This is a genomic window from Actinoplanes solisilvae (assembly GCF_003999975.1).
GTDB lineage: Bacteria > Actinomycetota > Actinomycetes > Mycobacteriales > Micromonosporaceae > Actinoplanes > Actinoplanes solisilvae.
In genome coordinates, this window is sequence record NZ_RJAC01000044.1 from 1 (window position 1) to 16,436 (window position 16,436).

Annotated in this window: 17 protein-coding genes; 13 read left to right on the forward strand and 4 right to left on the reverse strand. The window is 68.8% G+C overall.

Features of this window, described 5'->3' with window-relative positions; genetic code table 11:
* The first annotated feature begins 190 nt into the window (after positions 1 to 190).
* The 4 genes from EER30_RS44740 (at position 191) to EER30_RS44755 (ending at position 4,181) form a co-directional block, all read left to right on the forward strand.
* The gene (locus tag EER30_RS44740) at positions 191 to 1,174 is read left to right on the forward strand and encodes an NADP-dependent oxidoreductase (protein WP_127508806.1); all 984 of its coding nucleotides are present in this window, start codon (positions 191 to 193) and stop codon (positions 1,172 to 1,174) included.
* A 20-nt stretch (positions 1,175 to 1,194) separates the two neighbouring features.
* Positions 1,195 to 1,941: an SDR family NAD(P)-dependent oxidoreductase gene (locus tag EER30_RS44745; protein WP_127508809.1), complete on the forward strand. Its 747-nt coding sequence runs from the start codon at positions 1,195 to 1,197 to the stop codon at positions 1,939 to 1,941.
* Between the two features lie 70 nt (positions 1,942 to 2,011).
* Positions 2,012 to 3,472 (forward strand): MFS transporter, encoded by a 1,461-nt coding sequence (locus tag EER30_RS44750; protein WP_127508812.1) that lies wholly within the window; start codon positions 2,012 to 2,014, stop codon positions 3,470 to 3,472.
* A gap of 76 nt (positions 3,473 to 3,548) precedes the next feature.
* Positions 3,549 to 4,181: a nuclear transport factor 2 family protein gene (locus EER30_RS44755; protein WP_127508815.1), complete on the forward strand. Its 633-nt coding sequence runs from the start codon at positions 3,549 to 3,551 to the stop codon at positions 4,179 to 4,181.
* Positions 4,182 to 4,245: 64 nt separating this feature from the next.
* Here the strand turns inward: EER30_RS44755 and EER30_RS44760 are convergent, their stop codons facing one another.
* Positions 4,246 to 4,878 carry a CGNR zinc finger domain-containing protein gene (locus tag EER30_RS44760; RefSeq protein ID WP_127508818.1) on the reverse strand — a complete coding sequence of 211 codons (633 nt, stop codon included), beginning with the start codon at positions 4,876 to 4,878 and terminating at the stop codon, positions 4,246 to 4,248.
* A 78-nt stretch (positions 4,879 to 4,956) separates the two neighbouring features.
* On the opposite strand from EER30_RS44760, the gene EER30_RS44765 reads away from it, so the two are divergent.
* The 3 genes from EER30_RS44765 to EER30_RS44775 all read left to right on the forward strand — a co-directional run bounded on the left by EER30_RS44765 (position 4,957) and on the right by EER30_RS44775 (position 7,871).
* Positions 4,957 to 5,742, forward strand: coding sequence for an alpha/beta hydrolase (locus EER30_RS44765; RefSeq protein ID WP_127508820.1), 786 nt, complete (start codon positions 4,957 to 4,959; stop codon positions 5,740 to 5,742).
* 29 nt (positions 5,743 to 5,771) lie between these two features.
* Positions 5,772 to 7,154, forward strand: coding sequence for an FAD-binding oxidoreductase (locus EER30_RS44770; RefSeq protein WP_127508822.1), 1,383 nt, complete (start codon positions 5,772 to 5,774; stop codon positions 7,152 to 7,154).
* A gap of 291 nt (positions 7,155 to 7,445) precedes the next feature.
* On the forward strand, positions 7,446 to 7,871 hold the full coding sequence (locus tag EER30_RS44775; protein WP_240670724.1) for an ATP-binding protein: 426 nt from the start codon (positions 7,446 to 7,448) through the stop codon (positions 7,869 to 7,871).
* Between the two features lie 284 nt (positions 7,872 to 8,155).
* On the opposite strand, the gene EER30_RS44780 is transcribed toward EER30_RS44775, so the two are convergent.
* Positions 8,156 to 8,527 (reverse strand): hypothetical protein, encoded by a 372-nt coding sequence (locus tag EER30_RS44780; RefSeq protein ID WP_127508827.1) that lies wholly within the window; start codon positions 8,525 to 8,527, stop codon positions 8,156 to 8,158.
* 294 nt (positions 8,528 to 8,821) lie between these two features.
* Here EER30_RS44780 and EER30_RS44785 point away from each other — a divergent pair, with 294 nt between their 5' ends.
* The 6 genes from EER30_RS44785 (at position 8,822) to EER30_RS44810 (ending at position 13,854) form a co-directional block, all read left to right on the forward strand.
* Positions 8,822 to 9,160, forward strand: coding sequence for an ArsR/SmtB family transcription factor (locus EER30_RS44785; RefSeq protein ID WP_127508830.1), 339 nt, complete (start codon positions 8,822 to 8,824; stop codon positions 9,158 to 9,160).
* 260 nt (positions 9,161 to 9,420) lie between these two features.
* On the forward strand, positions 9,421 to 9,759 hold the full coding sequence (locus EER30_RS44790) for an ArsR/SmtB family transcription factor (RefSeq protein ID WP_127508833.1): 339 nt from the start codon (positions 9,421 to 9,423) through the stop codon (positions 9,757 to 9,759).
* The gene (locus EER30_RS44795) at positions 9,756 to 11,441 is read left to right on the forward strand and encodes a SulP family inorganic anion transporter (RefSeq protein WP_127508836.1); all 1,686 of its coding nucleotides are present in this window, start codon (positions 9,756 to 9,758) and stop codon (positions 11,439 to 11,441) included. The genes EER30_RS44790 and EER30_RS44795 overlap by 4 nt, the downstream gene beginning before the upstream one ends.
* Before the next feature lie 70 nt (positions 11,442 to 11,511).
* Positions 11,512 to 12,225 carry an adenylate kinase gene (locus EER30_RS44800; protein WP_127508839.1) on the forward strand — a complete coding sequence of 238 codons (714 nt, stop codon included), beginning with the start codon at positions 11,512 to 11,514 and terminating at the stop codon, positions 12,223 to 12,225.
* A 129-nt stretch (positions 12,226 to 12,354) separates the two neighbouring features.
* The gene (locus tag EER30_RS44805; protein ID WP_205650701.1) at positions 12,355 to 12,936 is read left to right on the forward strand and encodes a carbonic anhydrase; all 582 of its coding nucleotides are present in this window, start codon (positions 12,355 to 12,357) and stop codon (positions 12,934 to 12,936) included.
* Positions 12,937 to 13,083: 147 nt separating this feature from the next.
* Positions 13,084 to 13,854: a hypothetical protein gene (locus EER30_RS44810; RefSeq protein ID WP_127508845.1), complete on the forward strand. Its 771-nt coding sequence runs from the start codon at positions 13,084 to 13,086 to the stop codon at positions 13,852 to 13,854.
* Positions 13,855 to 14,391: 537 nt separating this feature from the next.
* Here EER30_RS44810 and EER30_RS44815 read toward each other — a convergent pair.
* Positions 14,392 to 15,243: a sugar phosphate isomerase/epimerase family protein gene (locus tag EER30_RS44815; RefSeq protein ID WP_127508848.1), complete on the reverse strand. Its 852-nt coding sequence runs from the start codon at positions 15,241 to 15,243 to the stop codon at positions 14,392 to 14,394.
* A 6-nt stretch (positions 15,244 to 15,249) separates the two neighbouring features.
* Positions 15,250 to 16,431 carry an ABC transporter substrate-binding protein gene (locus tag EER30_RS44820; RefSeq protein ID WP_127508850.1) on the reverse strand — a complete coding sequence of 394 codons (1,182 nt, stop codon included), beginning with the start codon at positions 16,429 to 16,431 and terminating at the stop codon, positions 15,250 to 15,252.
* Positions 16,432 to 16,436: the final 5 nt, after the last annotated feature.

Sequence of the window (16,436 nt, forward strand, 5' to 3'; positions counted from 1 at the left end):
GAGCGCACGGCCGCGCCCGCAGAGCTCCGGAACCTCGTCCCCATCCATCAACCCAGTGTAGGTCGAATACCAGGTACCAGTCCGGCCGGTATCGCCAGGCATACCAAGTCATCTCAAAGTGCCCTCTTGCCGATGCGAATACGCCGACGCAGTATCGCCTTGATACCAGGTGCAAGAGAGGAACTGAGAGATGCGTGCTGTGGGCTTGACCGACTTCGGTGGCCCCGACGTCCTGCGGGTCGTCGAGCTTCCCGAACCGCACGCCGGCTACGGCGAGATCCGGATCCAGGTACGCGCCGCGGCGGTGAGCCCGGCCGACACCCTGCTGCGGGCCGGCGCTCTGGCCTGGGCGCTGCGCGACGCGCCGGGGCCGTACGTGCCCGGCATGGACGTCGCCGGTGTCGTTGACGAGATCGGCCCGGGAACGGTCACCGACCTCGCACCCGGCGACCCGGTGATGGCCATGGTCCTACCCGTCGTGCCTCGCCCGGACGGAGGCCTCGACTACAACGGCGGCGGCTACGCCGAACACGTCGTGCTCGCCGCCGACGCGGTCACCCGGGCACCGCGGGGACTCGACCATGCGGCCGCGGCGACCCTGCCGATGAACGGGCTGACTGCCCTGCTGACCCTCGACCAGCTCGCGCTCGCACCAGGGTCGACTCTCGCGGTGACCGGGGCGGCGGGCGCGGTCGGCGGCTATGTGGTGCAGATGGCCGCGGCCGCCGGGGTCATCGTGATCGCCGACGCCGCACCGTCGGACGAGGCCCTCGTCCGCAAGTCCGGCGCCACCGAGATCGTCGCCCGCGGCGACGACGTCGCCCGCCGCATCCGCGACCTGCACCCCGGCGGCGTGGACGCGGTCGTCGACGCAGCGCTGGTCGGCCCCCAGGTCGTCGACGCCGTACGGGATGGCGGCAGCCTCGTACTGCTGCGCGGCAACGGCGAACCCGGCGCCTACGCGGCCACCGCCGGACGCGGGATCACCGTCCGCAACCCGTTCGTCCCCGACTATGCCGGTCGCCCCGACCGGCTGGCCGAACTGCGCCGCCTCACCGAGAACGGCGTCCTGCTCCCCCACGTCGCGCGCACCTTCACCCCGGCCGAGGCGCCCGACGCGCACCGGCTGCTCGAAGCCGGCGGCATCCGCGGCCGGCTCGTCATCACCCTCTGATCACCCTGCAAGGAGTCATCATGTCCCAGCGTTTCACCGACAAGGTCATCCTGATCACCGGCGCCACCTCCGGCATGGGCCGCGCCGTGGCCGAACGGGTCGCGGCCGAAGGCGCGAAGGTCGTCCTCGCCGCCCGCAGCAAGAAGGCCGGCGACGAACTGGCCGCGAGCCTGCCCGACGCGATCTTCGTACCCACCGACGTCACCGTCGAAGCCGACGTGGCCGCCCTCGTCCGTCAGGCCGTGGAGACATACGGACGGCTCGACGGGGCCTTCAACAACGTCGGCGCCGCCACCGCGATGGGGCGGGTCACCGACGTCAGCGGCGAGGCGTGGGGCGCCGAGCTGGCCCTCAACCTCAGCAGCGTCTTCTACAGCCTGAAGTATGAGATTCCCGCGCTCACCGAAGGCGGGTCCATCGTCAACAACGCCTCCAACCTCGGCGTCGTCGGCTCGGCCGGGATGGCCGCCTACAGCGCCGCCAAGCACGGCGTCGTCGGCCTCACCCGCTCGGCCGCGCTCGACACCGCCGCGAACGGCATCCGCGTAAACGCCCTGACCACCGGCGGCGTCGACACCCCGCTGCTGCGCCGCAACATGGGCGACTCCCCCGACGAAGCCATGCGCTTCGCCGCCGGCCTGCACCCGATCGGCCGGATCGGGCAACCCGACGAGATCGCCGCCTTCGCCGCCTTCCTGCTCAGCGACGAAGCCAAATTCATCACCGGCGCCGCCCTCGCCATCGACGGCGGCATCACCGCCGCCTGAGCACCGGCGGTACGACTCACACCGGGGCGCAGTCGGCAGCCAGCCACTGCGCCCCCGGAAAGGAAACTCCATGCTTCCCCCGGACCCCCGGCGCTGGAAAGCCCTCCTGTTCATCTCCATCGCCCAGCTGATGGTCGTCCTCGACGGCGCCGTCATGAACATCGCACTCCCCTCGGCCCAGCAGGCGCTGCACTTCACCGACGGAAGCCGCCAATGGGTCGTCACCGCGTACGGCCTGGCCTTCGGTGGTCTGCTGTTGGTCGGCGGCCGGATCGGTGACATGGTCGGGCGTAAACGCGTCTTCCTGATCGCCCTCGCCGGCTTCGCGGTCGCCTCGGCCATCGGCGGCCTCGCACCGAACGCCGCGACGTTGCTGATCGCCCGGGCCCTGCAGGGAGTTTTCGCGGCTCTGCTCGCCCCGGCCGCGCTCTCCCTGCTTTCGCTGTCGTTCACCCAGCCACGAGAACGAGCGAAAGCGTTCGGCGTCTTCGCCGCGGTGTCCATCGCCGGTGGCGCCGTCGGCCTGATCGCCGGCGGCCTGCTCACCGAATACCTCAACTGGCGCTTCGCGATGTTCATCCTCGTGCCCATCGCCATCCTCGGCATCCTGGGCGCCATCCCCAACGTGCACGACAACGGCGAACGGCACCGGTCCCGCATCGACGTTCCCGGCATGCTCCTGGCCAGCCTCGGACTCGTCGGCATCGTCTACGGCTTCAGCGCCGCCGAGAGCCGCGGCTGGTCGGCGCCGGTGACCTTCGGCTCCTTCCTCCTCGGCGTGCTGCTTCTCGCGGCATTCATCGTGGTGCAGTCGCGGGTGAAAGCCCCGCTGCTGCCGCTGCGCGTCCTGACCGAACGCAACCGGGCCGCCGCGTACCTGTCGGTCGCCCTTGCCGTGGTCAGCATGTTCGGCATGTTCCTCCTCCTCAGCTACTACTTCCAGGAGGTCAAGGGATGGTCGCCGGTGATGGCCGGGCTCGCGTTCATGCCGATGGCGGTCATGCAGGCTCTCGGCGCGACCCAGGTCGGGGCCCGGCTCGCTCATCGGATCGCGCCGCGGCCGATCATGGTCGGTGGTTACCTCGTCAGCGCGGCCGGTCTCGTGCTGCTCGCCCTGCTGGACGCTAACAGCGGCTTCCTGGAGATCGCGATCGCGGAAGCCGTCGTTGGGCTCGGCATCGGCGCCGCATTCATGCCCGCGATGAGTATCTCCACGCATGGCGTCGAGCCGAAGGACGCCGGCGTCGCCTCGGCGCTGATCAGCTCGTCACAACAGGTCGGCGGGTCGATCGGCGTCGCGCTGCTCAACACCATCGCGACCAGCTCCACCGCCTCCTACCTGGCCACCCACGGCGGCCCGGCGGCCCCCGCGCTGGTGCACGGCTACTCAGCGGCCTATTGGCTCGCCGCGGCCTTCGTCGTCGCCGCCGCGCTGGTCTCCGCGTTCCTGGTCAACGCCCGCGCCCCGAAGCACGCGTCCGAACCGGCCTCCGCCGACGCCTCGGACGTCATCCCAGTACCCACCCACTGAACCGTCCCGCGCCGGCGGAAAGCAGCGGGACCTCCAGCCGCATCGGAACCGATGCGGCAGCGAAAGGAATAACGTCATGAATAGTCAGGAAACCCGGAAGACCTCCAAGCTGCGATCCCGGGTCGCCGGGACCGCCGTGGCCGCCGCGCTACTGGCCGGTGCCGGGGCTGGCACCGCCGTCCTCACCGCCCAGTCCGCGAGCGCGCACGACCAGTCCTCGAGTGCTTCCTCCGGGCATCTGGCGGACAGGATCGACCGTCTCGAGAACGCCGAGGAGATCCGGCAGCTCAAGGCCCGCTACTTCCGCTTCGTGGATGAGAAGAAGTGGGATGACCTGGCCGCCTTGTTCACCCCCGACGCGAAGATTCTGACCGACGGGGTGCCGTTCAAGACGTCCAAGGAGTTCGCGTACACGATCCGTGACCTCACCGGTCCGGCTCCGTCGGCGCACTCCGGAGCGATGCCGGAAATCACGATCACGGGACCGGACACAGCGACCGGGATCTGGTCGATGGAGGACATCTTGAACGTCCCGGCGGGTCCGAACGCCATAGTCGAAGGGCACAACGGCTATGGGCAGTACCACGAGACCTACAAGAAGGTCCGTGGCCGGTGGCTGATCGACTCCATCCTGCTGACCCGCTTCTGGGTGGAGCCGCTGCCCAGCTGGACCCCGCCGAAGACCACCGGGGCCACGAACAGCAGATGAGCGTTTGGCGTGTCAGGTGAAGACCTGACACGCCACTGCTCGATCGGGGCAACGGAGCGGCGAATCACCTCGTCCGGTCGGCAGCGGCGGCCGATGCCTCACCGGCACTCCGCCGACTGCGCAGGGCGCGCACCTTGCTGCGGTTGCCACAGGTCTCCATCGAGCACCACCGGCGCCGTCCCGACGGCGACGTGTCCACGAAGATCAGGTAGCAGTCCGGGGACGAGCACTCCCGGATCCGGGTGGCGAACCGGCCACCGAAGAGGTCGACGGCGTCGCGGGCGAAGGTGGACAGCACCTGTGCTCCAGTGGCCGGTAGCCGCCAGGTCGACGTGCCGGCCAGGGCGAGCTGAGGAACCAGAGAGGGCGCGGCCGCCACTCGGTTGATCTCGGCCACGTCCTCGTCCCGGCGGGGTTCGCCACGGGCGGCGGCCCGGCCCAGTCGCCACAGCGCGTCCCGCAGCCGGTGGGCGGTGTGCAGTTCGGCGGCGTCCACCCGCACGTCTTCCGACGCCAGCCGGAGCCGGGACAGTCCGAGCCACTCGGCCAGACCGTCCGGCTGATGCAGCACCTCGTAGCGGGACAGCTCGCCGGGACCACCGGTGAGCAGTAGCTCCAGGCACAGCGATCCAGGGTCGAAGACGTACGCGGTGCCGTCCGCGGAGTAGATCACCAACCCTGTTGCTACCGACGACATGAGATCCACTATATTCGGCCCTCGATGTAACCGGTATACCGGTTACATCGAACCGGACCCGCTTCTACGGAGATTTCCTTGCAGATCGACCAACGACAGATCGGCGGCGTGTTCGTCGAGCACGCCGCCCCCGAAGGCGAGCCGGTCGCCGCGCCCGTCGTCTTCGTCCACGGCGGAAGCCACGGAAGCTGGCTCTGGGAGAACTGGCTGCCCTACTTCGCCGCGACCGGCCGGCACTGCTACGCGTTCAGCTGGTTCAACCACAACGGCTCCCAGGCACTGCCGGAAGAGCAGTTCCTTCAGCGGTCGATCGCCGCGGTCGCCGAGGAACTGGACATCGTCGTCTCGCACGCCGGCCGGACCCCGGTGCTGGTCGCGCACAGCATGGGCGCGATGGCAGTACAGAAATATGCCGAGACCCACGATGTCGCGGCGCAGATCCTGCTCGCCCCGATCGCCGCCAAGGAGGTGGGCACCGACCCGATGCCGGTGCCGATCGACCGGACCAAGCCGTTTCCTCCGATGCCGTACGAGATGGCGTACGACTGGTTCCTGCAGGGCTGCTCGGAACAGGACGCGCGCCGCTACTGGTCGCTGATGCCCGATGAGTCACCGACCGCGGTATGGGAGGTCGCCTCCGGCGGCGCGATCAGCGTGGACCGCACGCGGCTCGGCGGCCCGACGCTCATGGTCGGCGCCGAGAACGACATCGTCGTGCCGGCCGAGGTCGTACGACGCAGCGCCGACTACTTCGGGGCCGACTACCTGTTCCTGCCCGGCAAGGCGCACAGCATGATCCTCGAGCCCGGCTGGCAGCAGACCGCCGACCGGCTGCTCTCCTGGCTGACCCGCGCCACCTGGTAAATCCGCACAACCTCACCGGAGAGAAAATCATGACCCAGCCGTTCAGCGGAGACGCTGTCGCCGAACTCACCGCCGCGACCGACGGGCCGGTGCTACTGCCCCAGGACGAGGGATACGCCGCCGAGTGCGCCGCGTACAACCTCGCCACACCTCACCGACCGGCGATCGTCGTCGGCGCCACGAACCCCGGCGACGTCCAGGCCGCCATCCGGTTCGCGGTCGCGAACGACCTGCCGGTCGCCGTTCTGGCCACCGGCCACTCGGCACTCTCGTCGACCGGGGCGATGCTGATCACCACCCGCCGGATGGACTCGGTGCTGATCGACCCGGAGCGGCGTACCGCCCGCATCGAGGCCGGCGTGCGCTGGCAGCAGGTCATCGACCAGGCCACCCCGCACGGGCTGGCGCCCCTGAACGGCTCCGCCCCCACCGTCGGCGCGGTCAGCTATACCCTCGGCGGCGGTCTCAGCCCCATCGGCCGCACCTTCGGCTACGCCGCCGACCACGTACGCAGCATCGACGTAGTCACCGCCGACGGCGAACTCCGCACGGCCACCCCCGAGCACGAGCCGGAGCTGTTCTGGGCGCTGCTCGGCGGCAAAGGTAACTTCGGCGTGGTCACCGCACTGGAATTCGGCCTCTTCCCGATCGACCGGATCTACGGCGGCGCCCTCTTCTTCCCCGGCGAGCAGGCCGCCGAGGTCCTCACCGCGTGGAGCGCCTGGACGACCGACGTGCCGGACGACATGACCTCCTCGATCGCCCTGCTCCGGTTGCCCCCGGCCCCCGAGGTGCCGGAACCGCTGCGCGGCAAGCTCGTCGTCCACGTACGAATCGCCTATGTCGGGCCGGCCGAGGTGGGCGCTCGGCTCGTCGCACCGCTGCGGGCGATCGGGCCGGCTCTGCTCGACTCTGTGACCGAGATGCCGTACTCCGCGATCGGCACCATCCACAACGACCCACCGATGCCGATCCCGTTCCACGACCGCTCGACCCTGCTGCGCGAGCTCACCCCGGAAGCCGTCGACACGATCGTCCGCCTCGCCGGCCCGGACGCGCGAAGCCCGCTCGTCGTCCTCGAGATCAGGCACCTCGGCGGCGCCCTCGACCGCCGGCCCGAACCGGGCAACGCGATCGACACCCGCGGCTCGGCCTACCTCCTCTACGCGGTCGCCTTCGGCGGCCCCGACCAGGCCGAGACGTTCAACGGTTACCTGACCGGCCTCGTCAGCGCGCTGACGCCGTGGAGCACCGGACGGCGCTTCGTGAACTTCTTCAGCGCCGCCGACGCCACCGTCGACGGAGTGCCGGCGGGATACCGCCCGGAGACCTACCAGCGCCTGGCCGAGGCCAAGAAAGCCTACGATCCGCGGAACATCTTCCGCCCGAACCACAACATCGCGCCCGCCTGACGCTCGGGTTTCTATCTGCCGCGCGCGGTGGCCCGGGCTGTTGAGCCCAACAGGCCACCGCGTGCTGACGGCCCGGCCCCGGACGGGCCAAACACTGGAAGATGATCTGACTTAGCGTGGAACCCCAACCAGTGCTCGGACGAGTTTCAGCAGCTCAATATAGTTTCGTCGGTGGCCCTCATTGGGCGTGGGATGGCGCCCGGATTGCGGCTATGAGCGGACGTCCAAGCGGCAATAGACTTGTCCTGCCCGTTCACCGATCATGAACGGGCCTTCGGGCGGCGAGAAGTCGTGCGCCCCCAGGTACTCAACCTCAACACCGTCGTCGCCGCGATCGAAACCCTGCTACGCCGCGCCCTCGGCGAACACATCCAACTCCACACCACCCTCACCGGCGACCTGTGGCCGGTCCCGGCCGACCCCGGCCAACTCGAACAGTTCCTGGTCAACCACGCCGTCAACGCCCGCGACGCGATGCCCGACGCCGGCACCCTGAGCATCCACACCACCAACATCACGGTCGACGACACCACGACCATCACCACCGGTCACGGCCCCGCCCTACATGCCGGGCGGCACGTCAAACTCCGCCTCGCCGACACCGGCACCGGCATCCCCGCCGGTATCGTCGAACGCGTCTTCGAACCCTTCTTCACCACCAAACCCAAAGGTGAAGGCACGGGACTACGACCGCGCGTGGGCCGCGGACGGGGTTAGGTTGAGCCGGGCAGGGATGACCGCGTACATCGGACCGCCCTGTACGCCAGCGGGTACAGCGCGAGGTAGCCGTAGTGCGTGCGGTGACGGACTTCCACGTACTGCATCGATTGGCCGTCTTATGTGGTGCGTCGGCGGCGAAGACCTGGTACCGCATGCCGTTGACCTGGTCGATCAGCGACAGGTGGGCGCCGGTGGCCTCGATCTTCAGCGCTCGGCCACGACCGCCCGCTCGCACCGTGCGACTCGCGGACAGACGGGGAGATCATCGGACATGACGTGGCTCATACCTCGATGACTTGCTCGATGGCGCGCAACTGGTGGCGTGCCATCGCGAGATTGGCGCGATCCCGGACCAACGCCAAATAGATGAACAGGCCCTTGCCGGAGCGTCCGGTGATCGGCCGGATCAGATGATACTGAGTGCCCAACGTCACCAGAATATCCTCGATCCCCTCCTTCAGGCCGAGCATTTCCATGGTGCGCAACTTCGCGCGCAACACCTCGGTATTGGCCGCCGCAGCGACCCCCGGGTCGAAGTCCTTGCTCCCGCCGGCCGTGTCCAACGCCATTCCGCTGGATTGATCAACGACGGCCACGGCGATCGCCCCGCTGATCTGCAAGGCCTCTTTGAGGGCCACGCCCATCTCTGCCATGTCACTCCCCTGTCTGTGTCGCGGACACCTGGGACGAGGTTGCTTCGATCTGCCGCCGATCAAGCGGACACCTTGTCCGGCACTGCTCGACCACCCCACGAAAGAATTCATCTACCAGGGCAGCGAATTGAAGAAATGTGCAACTCATCGAATCGAGATTTGCGATATCGCAAGAAACGTTGCGGCAAGACTGAGCAGCCAGTTCCGGGCTCCGGCTGTGTACGCTCGACAGAAGTCGAAAGTCGGCAGGGTGGCAACGTGACGCGGGGCGTTGCTGATCGGATGGGGACGTCAGTGTCGGTGCCGCTGTACCAGGCGAAGGCTGAGATGTTTCGTGTCCTGAGCCATCCGGTGCGCATCCGCGTATTGGAGCTCCTGCAAACCGGACCCCTACCGGTGCGAGACCTGCTCGCCCAAATCGATATCGAGGCGTCCAGCCTCTCGCAGCAATTGGCGGTGCTGCGTCGGGCCGGTGTCGTCGTGTCCTTCCGCGACAGTGGGATGGTCATGTATGCGATGAGTACCCCCGCAGTGGCGGACCTGCTCGCTGCGGGCCGCCGAATCCTCCGCGAAGTCCTGACCGACCGCGACGGCCTACTCGCCCAACTGCAATCATCCGCATCCGACGACTGAGACCCAGCCGGGGTTGCCAGCCTCACCGATGTACCGGACGACCGGCAGAACGATGTGCTGGCCCGGATCCGCCGGGGGAACGAGGTCTGCGCTACGACGTGCGGCGGGCGGCCGGGGACGCTTGAGCCGGCACCTCACCTTTCACATACGGGCCGCCTGGTGGCCGTGGCCGGGATCACCACCCACAGGCAACATGAAGACTTCTTCAATTGCTAAAGTGGGCAAGCGCTCGTTGGGGCACCTAAGGGGATGGTCGTACCGTGTCGATGCCGCTGTATCAGGCGAAGGCGGAACTGTTTCGCACTTTGGGACATCCCGTGCGGATTCGTGTGCTGGAGTTGCTGCAAGACGGGCCGAAACCGGTCCGTGACCTGCTGGCCGCCATCGAAGTGGAGCCGTCGAACTTGTCCCAGCAGCTAGCCGTTCTGCGTCGAGCCGGCATGGTGACCTCCAGCCGCGACGGCGCCCTGGTGATGTACGCGCTAAGCACCCCGGACGTCGCGGACCTGCTAGCGGCCGGGCGCCGGATCCTCGGCACTGTGCTGTCGGAGCGCGACGGGTTGCTGTCGGAGCTTCGCACCAGCGAGCCGGCCCGGTGACAGCAGCGCCCGGCCCGCAACGCCTCATCGCCTCTCGTGTGCTGGCCTTGCTGCCGCAGCGCGCCGACTGGGCGACGGCGCGCCGACACCCGCGCCGTGATCTGATCGCCGGCGTCACCGTCGCTGTGGTCGCCCTGCCGCTGGCGTTAGCGTTCGGAGTCACCTCCGGGCTCGGCGCGCAAGCCGGTCTGATCACCGCGGTGGTCGCCGGCGCGATCGCCGCCGTCTTCGGCGGTTCCAACCTGCAGGTCTCCGGGCCGACCGGCGCCATGACCGTGGTATTGGTCCCGGTCGTGCAGCAGTTCGGCGCCCGCGGGGTCCTCATGGTCGGCGCGATGGCCGGGCTGATCCTCATCGGCCTGGCCTTGGCCCGGCTCGGCCGCTACGTGCGGTACCTGCCCACCCCGGTCATCGAAGGCTTCACCGCCGGCATCGCCGTCGTCATCGCCCTGCAGCAATTCCCGGCGGCGCTGGGTGTCACCGACGCTCACGAGGAGAAAGTGTGGGCCGTGGCGTGGAACGCGCTCACGCATTTCGCTAACCGTCCCCACCCCGCCCCGATCGCTGTCGCGCTCGGCGTCGCCGCGGTCATGCTGATCGGCGCCCGGTGGCGCCCCGGAATCCCGTTCTCCCTGCTCGGTGTGGCCGCGGCCACGATCCTGGCCGAGACCGCCCCGATCGACCTGGCACGCATCGGTGAGCTGCCCGCCGGTGTGCCCGCCCCGTCGCTGGCCTTCCTCGACGTGTCCGCCGTGCAGATCCTAATGCCTGCGGCGTTGGCGGTCGCGGCTCTGGCCGCACTGGAAAGCCTGCTGTCGGCCACCGTCGCCGACGCCATGAGTGTCAACGAACGTCACGACCCCGACCGGGAACTGTTCGGCCAAGGACTGGCGAACCTGGCCGCGCCGCTGTTCGGCGGTATCCCCGCCACCGCCGCGATCGCCCGCACCGCCGTCAACGTCCGCGCCGGCGCCCAGTCGAAACTCGCAGCACTCACCCACGCCGTGGCTCTGGCCGCCATCGTCCTGGCCGCCGCGCCCCTGGTGTCACGGATCCCCGTGGCCGCGCTCGCCGGAGTGCTGCTGGCTACCACCGTACGCATGGTCGAAGCCAGCGCCCTGCTCGCCCTGGCCCGCTCCAGCCGCGGCGACGCCCTGGTGCTGATCCTCACCTTCTCCGTCACCGTCATCTTCGACCTGGTCACCGCGGTCGCCGTCGGTATCGGCGTGGCCGTCGTCCTGGCGCTACGCGCGGTCGCCCGCACCGCCCGGCTGGAACAGGTCCCCCTCGAGGTCGGCGACCACAGCGCCGAAGAACACGAACTGCTCGCCCAGCACATCGTCGCGTACCGCCTCGACGGGCCGCTGTTCTTCGCCGCCGCGCATCACTTCCTCATCGAACTGTCCGAAGTCGCCGACGTGCGCGTGGTGATCCTGCGCATGTCGCGGGTCTCCACCATCGACGCCACCGGCGCTCACGTGCTGGGCGACGCCATCAGCCGGCTCCACCGACGCGGCATCACCGTGCTGCTGTCCCGCATCGCCCCCGGCCACGACCAGGTCCTGGCCACCCTCGGTGTCGTCGACCAGCTGCGCCGCGACGGGCTGATCTTCCCCGACACCCCCACCGCCATCAAACACGCCCGGACACACCTGATCGAACCCGTGCCCCCGTCCCGATAACCCCGGCGTCCCCGCGTCGGCCGGGCACCGCACGTCACCGCATCCCCCGACACCACGGAAGAGACCAGCCATGCGCGTACTCATGATCGGCCCGCCCGGCTGCGGCAAAGGCACCCAGTCGATACGCATCGCCGACCACTACGGCATCGAGCACATCTCCAGCGGTGACCTGCTGCGGCGCCACGTCATCGAGCGCACCACCATCGGGCGCGCCGTCGAACAGTCCATGCACCGCGGGGACCTCGTGCCCGACCACATCGTCATGGACATCCTGCGCAAACCCGTGGAAGCCGCCAGCCGACGCGGCGGCTACGTCCTCGACGGTTTCCCCCGCACCGTCGCCCAGGCCGAAGCCGCCTACCGCGTCGCCGAGCCCCTCGGCGCCGCGGTACGCATCGCCCTGCACCTTCAAGCCGACCGTGCCGAGCTGATCCGCCGGCTGCTGGCCCGAGGTGCCCAGACCGGCCGCACCGACGACACCGAACAGGTCATCAGCCATCGGCTCGACGTGTTCGACGAGGCCGCGGGCCCACTGCTGAACTACTACCGCCAACGAGAGACCCTGATCACCGTCAATGGACAGCAGCCGGTACCGCAGGTCACTGCGGCGGCGATCAGCCGCTTCGACCAGGTACGCCAACGGCTCGGCATCCCCGACCACCTGACAACAACAGTCGCCGGCCACCATGAGCAGCAGGCTTTCGTCTCGGCCATCACGCCCGCTAGAGCCACACCCGCGGCGCCCCGCGATCGTCGGCACACCGGCCCTGGTCGCTACACCTAGAACCGCACGCCAGGACATCGGTCCCGGCCGTTGGGCCAAGGTCATCCTCAGCCGGTCCGCGCACATCCCCCCAGGTAGGTTGACCGCGTGGCCGATCTCAGTCCATCCTCCCCCGCCGAGGCATACACCATGCTCCTCGAAGGCAACATCCGCTTCGTCCGCGGCGAACGGTTACACCCCAACCAGGACGCCGACCGCCGGTCGAAGTCCGCACCCGGACAACGCCCGTTCGCGGTGCTGTTCGGCTGCTCCGACTCACGCCTGGCCGCCGAAATCATCTTCGACCGCGGACTGGGCGACCTGTTCGTCGTACGCACCGCCGGGCACGTGGCCGGCGCCGAAGTGCTGGGCAGCATCGAGTACGGCGTCACCGTGCTCGGCGCACCACTGGTCGTCGTCCTCGGCCACGACTCCTGCGGCGCCGTCACCGCCGCCAGCGACGCCGAACGCGGAGGCGTCGCCCCGCCCGGATACATCGGCGACGTTGTCGAACGCGTGATGCCCAGCGTGCTCGCCGGGCGCTCACAAGGATTCACCGAAGTCGACCAATTCGTCGACGAACACATCCGCCGCACCGTCGCAGCACTGGTCGGACGCTCCGTGCTGCTGGCCGACGAGGTATCCGCGGGCCGCTGCGCGGTCGTTGGCCTGTCCTACCGGCTGGCCGAGGGAACAGTGACCTGTGTCGCGCAGCGAGGCCTGACGCCATGACACAGGAAAGCAGGCACCCGTGGCGAACATCGCGCTGACGTGTGCATCGGTTGATGATGACGTCTCAGTGTCAGAAGCTCATCGGGCAAACACGACAAGGTGCGGGGTTTTCGGCAGGTGACAAGCAACTCCGCATCCACCCGGATCTTGGTGATCAGCGACGGCAGCCGCCTACCCCCGGGCTCCGAACTGAGCGCCGTGTTGGCCGGCCAAGCCCGCTGGCTGCGTAACCTCGGATTCGATGCATCGACGGCGCAGCTCAACGCCGACGACCTCGACGCATCCGCCCACACCCTCGGCGCGGTACGCGGCGATGTGTCGGCCGTCTATCTCGTGCACACCGCAGCCGAACGGGCCTGGCGAGTCCGCCAGAGCCTCGAACACACAGGCCACGTCGTCGTCACCGACGACGATCTGCGCGCCGTCGTGGCGGCAGCTCACCTCCTGACCGAACTGCACCGAACGAAACAGGCGACCAACCAGAGCGCAGTGGTGATCGCCGACAGCGACGAACTGCCCGACATCGGCGCACTGCTGACCGCCATCGGCATCCGCAACATGCTGTTCTGGCGACAAGCCGACGCACTGGCTTTCCCCCTGGACCAGGTCACCCGAGACGCCGACGTCCTGCTCGATCTCCGTGCCGCACCAGCACCGCACCCTCGCACCGAAGGCCAAGACAGTCCCATGTTCATCAGACTGCCGGCCCTCACCGACGCCCTTGCTGTCCTCCCGGGCCTGCTCATTGCCCTCACTGAAAGTTCCGGGCGTTTACACATCGACGTCCTGGCCGCGATAGCTCAACTACTCGCGGCCACCGCAGTGCCCGAAATGCCGTTGGCCACACCCGGCCTGGCGTTGACCGACGAGATCGCCTGGGTAGCCCGGCAAGCTCTGTCCCACCCGCGCGGACGGTGACACGAGCAAGCGTTCTCAACGGGGAGGATCAAGGACCACGCAGCGCTTATCTCACATGAGCCTGGCGTCGTTGCGAGCGATGACCACATGGCACCTGAGCCTGCCCCGTTTTGACGGACATCCAAGATCAGGGGACCTGGGGCGAGGGGTCTCAGACCGTTACTCGGAAAGCCTCAGTGGCCCATTCGGCGATGACCGTCAGGTCTTCGACTTTGACGCCTCGCAGGAGCAGAACGTGCAGCACCAGTCCCCAGCTCCTCGGTCTCGTCGCTGGCCTTTTCCCACCGGCTTGCGTACCGGGCGCCCTACAGTTTCCGCTCCGCCCGCGACCCGGTGGCCGGCGGAGTCGACCACGGCCGAGCGGGTGCTTCCACCTCCGCGCCCCACTCCCCCCGACGAGATGTCGCCGGCCACCTCCAGGCCCGCCGCGACCCGCACCGACCGCGCAGTCCGCGCCTCGGCGACGGCGGACATCGCGCGGTAGCCAACGGCGACCGCGTCCAGGTCGGCTGGCGCTGGTCGGAGGGGGTCAACGGGTCACCGCAGGAGCCGCCGCAGGTTGTTCAGGCCGTCGAGAGCGAGGCGGTCCTGCGACGGGGCCAGCGGCCGCCAGATCGACGCGGCGGTCGCGATCGTCTCGTTCTCGGCCGTGAAGGACTCGATGCACACCGCGCCGTCATAGCCGGTTCCGTCCAGGGCGGCGAAGAAGCGGGGCCAGTCGAAGTGGTCCGCCCCGGGAGCGCCGCGGTCGGTGCCGCTGACCTGAACGTGCTTGATGTGCGGTCCGGCGGCGGCCACGGCGGCGTACGGGTCCGCCTCCTCGATGTTGAAGTGATAGGTGTCGATCATGATGCCGACCGAGGACGGCAGACCGGCGATCATCTCCACGGTCTGGGCGACGGTGTTGACGACGCTCGTCTCGTAGCGGTTGAGCGCCTCCACCCCGATCGACACCCCACATTCGCCGGCGTGCTCCGCCACCGGCGTGATCGCCCGGCGGAATTCCGCGTAGCACGACGCGCGGGCCGCTTCCGTCATCCGCCATGTCCGGCCCACCGCCGCATAGACGGGCCCGCCGACGCACGGCGCGCCGACTGCCGCCGCGCTGTCCACGCAGCCTCGCAGGTAGGCGGCGGTCGCCGAGGCGACCGCCGGGGTGGTGTTCACGAGGTCCCGGCCGGGTGGCGTGACCGCGCAGACGCCGGCCGCGGTCAGGCCGTGCGCCGCCAGCAGATCGCGGGTGCGGGCCGGGTCCCAGTCGCCGGTTTGCTCGATCGGCAGCTCGACCGTGTCGAAGCCGAACGCGGCGATCCGCGGGATCAGCGTGGCCAGGGCCTGGTCGTCGACCGGTGAGGCCCATACCCAAGGATTGACGCCGACGGCGCGCACGCTTACCTACTTCCAGCGCTGGGGGTAGCCGGGCAGGCCTGTGCAGCCGCACATCGCGTAGTGCAGCGGGGGCATCGCCGGGTCGAGGTAGTCGCCGAGGTTCTCCTGGGTGATCGTCGGCTGCGGCAGCTTCCACGGGTCGGAGACCGGCTTGCCGTCGAGGATCCGCAGCGCGGCGATGATCGGCGTACGCCACTGGTAGGTCGGATAGGTCGGCGCGATGGCCGTGAGCCCCTTGTCCTTCCACATCCGCAGGAAGTCGAGCTGGTCCTCGCCGTTGATCGGCGGCACGGGCTTGCCCGCGTCCTGGAACGCCTCGACCGCCGCCACCGCGACGGCGCCGGCATCCATCCAGATCCCGTCGATCGTGCCGTGCCGCTGGAGGTAGTCGTCGACGATCTTCTTCGTCTTGGCCGGGTCGCCGTCGGTGAACTCGACCCCCACGACGTCCACCTTCGCGCGATCGAAGACGAGCTTCGCGGCCGACCAGCGGGTCTCCAGCACGTCGACCCCGGGCAGGATCCGCAGCGCGAGGACCTTGCCACCGGGTTTCATCTTCTGGGCCACGAACTCGGCCCCTACGTGACCGAATCCGTATCCGCCGATGGGGTTGATGTAGGTCACCGGGCACGTCGTCTCGACACCCCGGTCGAATACGACGACGGGGATGCCGGTGCGGCACGCCGCCTCGACCGCCGGGGTCAGCGTCGCGGTGGTGTTGGGCGAAACGATGAGCGCGTCGCAGCCCTTGCCGAGCAGGTCGTTGATGTCGGCGATCTGTTTCTGATCCTTGCCCTCGGCATCGACGTGCACGAACTCGGAGATCTGGTCGCGGTGCGTCTCGACCTCGGCCTGCATGGTCTTGAACCCGACCTGGCGCCACGGGTTGTTCAGCGCCGCGTTGGAGAAGCAGATCTTGTGCGGGCCCTTCTTCTTGAACTTGGTGGTCTCCACCATCTTCGGGTTGAGCACCTGCTCCCACGGTTTGTCGGCCGGGCCCGTCGCGGTGGCGCCGAGCATCGCCAGCTCGGCGTCGTAATCGGCCTGCACGAAGAACTTCGACTGCTCCCCGGTGCCCGCGCCGGTGGCGGACGGGGCGCCGGAGGGGCCGGTCGCCGGTTGGTCGGTGGAGCAGGCGGCAAGGGACAGCACGACAAGTGCGACTATCGAGGCTCTAGTACGTCGCAAGATGT